The organism is Prosthecobacter sp. (genome assembly GCF_046154365.1).
Lineage (GTDB): Bacteria > Verrucomicrobiota > Verrucomicrobiia > Verrucomicrobiales > Verrucomicrobiaceae > Prosthecobacter.
Genome location: NZ_JBJXFV010000037.1, coordinates 1 through 2,803, shown reverse-complemented (window position 1 = coordinate 2,803; position 2,803 = coordinate 1). Strand labels below are relative to the sequence as shown.

General features: G+C 59.4%; 2 protein-coding genes and 1 pseudogene. All 3 read right to left on the bottom strand.

What is annotated here, in order from left to right; all coding sequences use genetic code 11:
- On the bottom strand, positions 1-1,378 hold a 1,378-nt coding region (locus tag ACKVY0_RS04375; RefSeq protein ID WP_409213572.1), incomplete at its 3' end, for a DEAD/DEAH box helicase family protein.
- Between the two features lie 269 nt (positions 1,379-1,647).
- Positions 1,648-2,463: a DNA damage-inducible protein D gene (dinD, locus tag ACKVY0_RS04370; protein WP_409213571.1), complete on the bottom strand. Its 816-nt coding sequence runs from the start codon at positions 2,461-2,463 to the stop codon at positions 1,648-1,650.
- 4 nt (positions 2,464-2,467) lie between these two features.
- Positions 2,468-2,803, bottom strand: a pseudogene (locus ACKVY0_RS04365) (site-specific DNA-methyltransferase); the annotation flags it as partial.

The following is a 2,803-nucleotide window of genomic DNA, read 5'->3' as shown; positions in this document are numbered from 1 at the left end:
GGCGGTATTCCTCCTCGAAAATGCGGGCGTAGTCGCCCTTCACCGGGTTGCCGTCCGCGTCGTAGTGCCGGTATTTCTCCACGGCATCGATGAAGAACAGGCTCAAGACCTTGATGCCTTGCGGGGCGAGGCGCTTCTCCTTGTCCAGATGCTCCTTGATGGTGCGGTGGATCATCTGCCGCTGCACGGCCAGCGGCTCCACGTCACCATAGGCTTGGCCAGGGTGGAGGAATTGCTCGCCTCCGGGGTAGCGAAGTTCGAGAAATTCGTCGCCCTTGGCCACACAGATTTCGCCCACCCGGCAATCGTGATAAACCGCCCGCCCGGTGGTCATTTCCAGATCGTCGCCATCTTGCACGGTGATCTCTTTGCGGACCACGCCGGTCGCCGCCTGCGTATCGAGTTCCACCTTGGCGGTGATGATGCCCTTCTTGTTGCTGACGGACTGCAACCGCACATACGGCTTGTTGTGCCCGCCTTCCACGGAGGCTGCGGCCACTTCGATTTGCTTCACCAGTTTGCGCTCGTAGGCGTCCACGGCATCGAGCTTGAAAACCATGTGTTGCGCCTCTTTGGGCGTGGCGGAATAGCGGAGGTTGCACAGCGGATTCATCCGCTCCATGGCCTGCTTGCCTTTGCCGTCGAGCCCGCCTTCCACGCTTTGCGGTTCGTCCACGATGAGGATGGGGCGCGTCGCCCGAATCAGATCAATGGGCTTTTCGCCGCCCGTCTTCTCGCTGGGGCGATACATCACGTTCTTCGATTTCTCACGGCGGGCAGCTTCGTCCGCTTCCTCAGCTTGCGCCTGTTGTTCGTCGCCGAACTTGTTGATGGCCCCGACCGTCATCACCATGATCTGAATCTGCGGGCTGGTGGCGAAGTTGCGTACCTGGCCCAGCTTTGCCGAGTCGTAGAGGAAGAAATCAAACGGTGCGCCGGCGTAGAGCGCCTTGAGGTGTTCCGCCGCCGTCTCGATGGTGTGATAGACACCTTCCTTGATCGCCACCGAGGGCACCACGATGACGAACTTCGTGAAACCGTAGCGTTTGTTCAGCTCGAAGACGGTCCGCAGATAGACGTAGGTCTTCCCGGTGCCGGTCTCCATCTCGACGGTGAAATCCCCGGACACGAGCGCCGCCGATGGTGCCAGCGCATGGCGGAGTTGGATCGCGTGGAGGTTTGCCAGCAGTTCGTCGTCGAGCAGGGTCAGGCGGTTGCCGATGCCGAGATCGTTTTCAAGCAGCGACATTTGACCACGGGCAGCGCCCTGCGTGACGGTGAATTCAGTCCGGCAGGTCTCCTGGCCATGGAAAAGCCCGCAGACTGCCTCAATGGCCTGGAGCTGGTAATCGAGGTTGGGCTCGAAGTGGAGTTTCATGCCTGCCCGTCCTTGCCGTGGGCGACCATTTTCGTGGAGTCACGAAAATGGTGGTTTGGAATGCCCGGTTCCAGAGCCTGAAGAACTTGTTCCAAGCTAAATCTCAAACTAAACAGGCGCGGCTGTCGCTTTGCTTTCCGTTGCAATTCAGTGAGTTGTAACATTTTCAAACTCATTTTCGAGATTGATCGCGGGAATTTTCACCCGGTTTAGTTTGAACCGTTTCCAGAATCTTCCAACGTGCTCCCGATCTCGAGTAGCGGTATCACTCATTGTTTTTTGCCCTTGAGAGCCCTGCTCGCTTTGGCTTCCACCTGCTTGATGCTCTCGACGCTGGGCAGCTCCTCCGGCATGGTGCCGCCGAGTTCTTTGATCGTCTGCCGTACTTTGACACCCACTTCCCGGTGGGCTTGATTGGCCTTGGCTTTGCCGGTGATCCGCTCCCGGCGCAGCTTTTCTTCCGCTTGGGTGGCGCGGAAAAGGTTGGCTGCCAGTTCCGTGCTGCCCATGTGGTCGAGGATTTGTTCGCCTTTCTTGAGTCCTTTCCGGGCGTGGATGTCTTGCGCTCCCAGCCCGCCGTAGAGGCCCATGTAGCCGTGGTTCTGGAAGATGGCGTAGTCTCGCGGTTCGACCACTCCAGCTTCCTTCGCGGCATCGGCAAGCTGGCTGTTGTGCGTGCGCAATTCCAAGCGGATCGCCAGGCGGCGCTGCTCCTCCACCTCCGCGTCACTGAGTTCCTGCCGCCGGGTTTGAATGGCAAAATAGGTCTGGCCTTGGGCCACGATTTCCTTGGCGGGATCGGCGTTCTGGATGATCAGATAACAGGCGTAGCGCGACATCATCACAGTAGCCACGGCGCGGTGACCGCCCTTGCCGATTTCGATCATTTCGGTGATCTCAACGAAATGATCTTCCACTCGCTGGCCGCTATTGAAACATGCGGTGCGAGCCTTCTGCACCACCGCTTCAAAGTTGCGGTAATCGTGGTAGCCGAGCACGCCGGCAAAGTCCCGGCTGGACCAGAATTCGTTACCCGTCGGGTTGGTCCGGCGAATCGCTTCAAAAGGTGTGATTTCGTTGCTCATGCGGTTACAGGCTGCGCACGGTTTCGAGGCCGTGCTGCTGGAGGATGGCGGTGAGGTTGGTCTTGGCCACATCGTCGGCGAAGGCGCTGTCGCGGAAGACGCAGACGGTGTCCCGGGCCTTCCGATCCTCGGTCTTTGGGGCGAGCTCTTTGTGCCATGCCGCCATGCCGAGGGCCAGTGGCTCGACTTCAGCCTGCGGGATGGCGAGCGAAAGGCAGGCCAGCAAAGTGCCGGCTCCGATGCTGTGGACGGTATGGCTCGTGAGGCTGCGGGATTCGATGGGAGTGCAGAGGTCTATTCCAAGCTTGAGGAGCAGCTCGAAGAGGATGTCCTGCTCGGT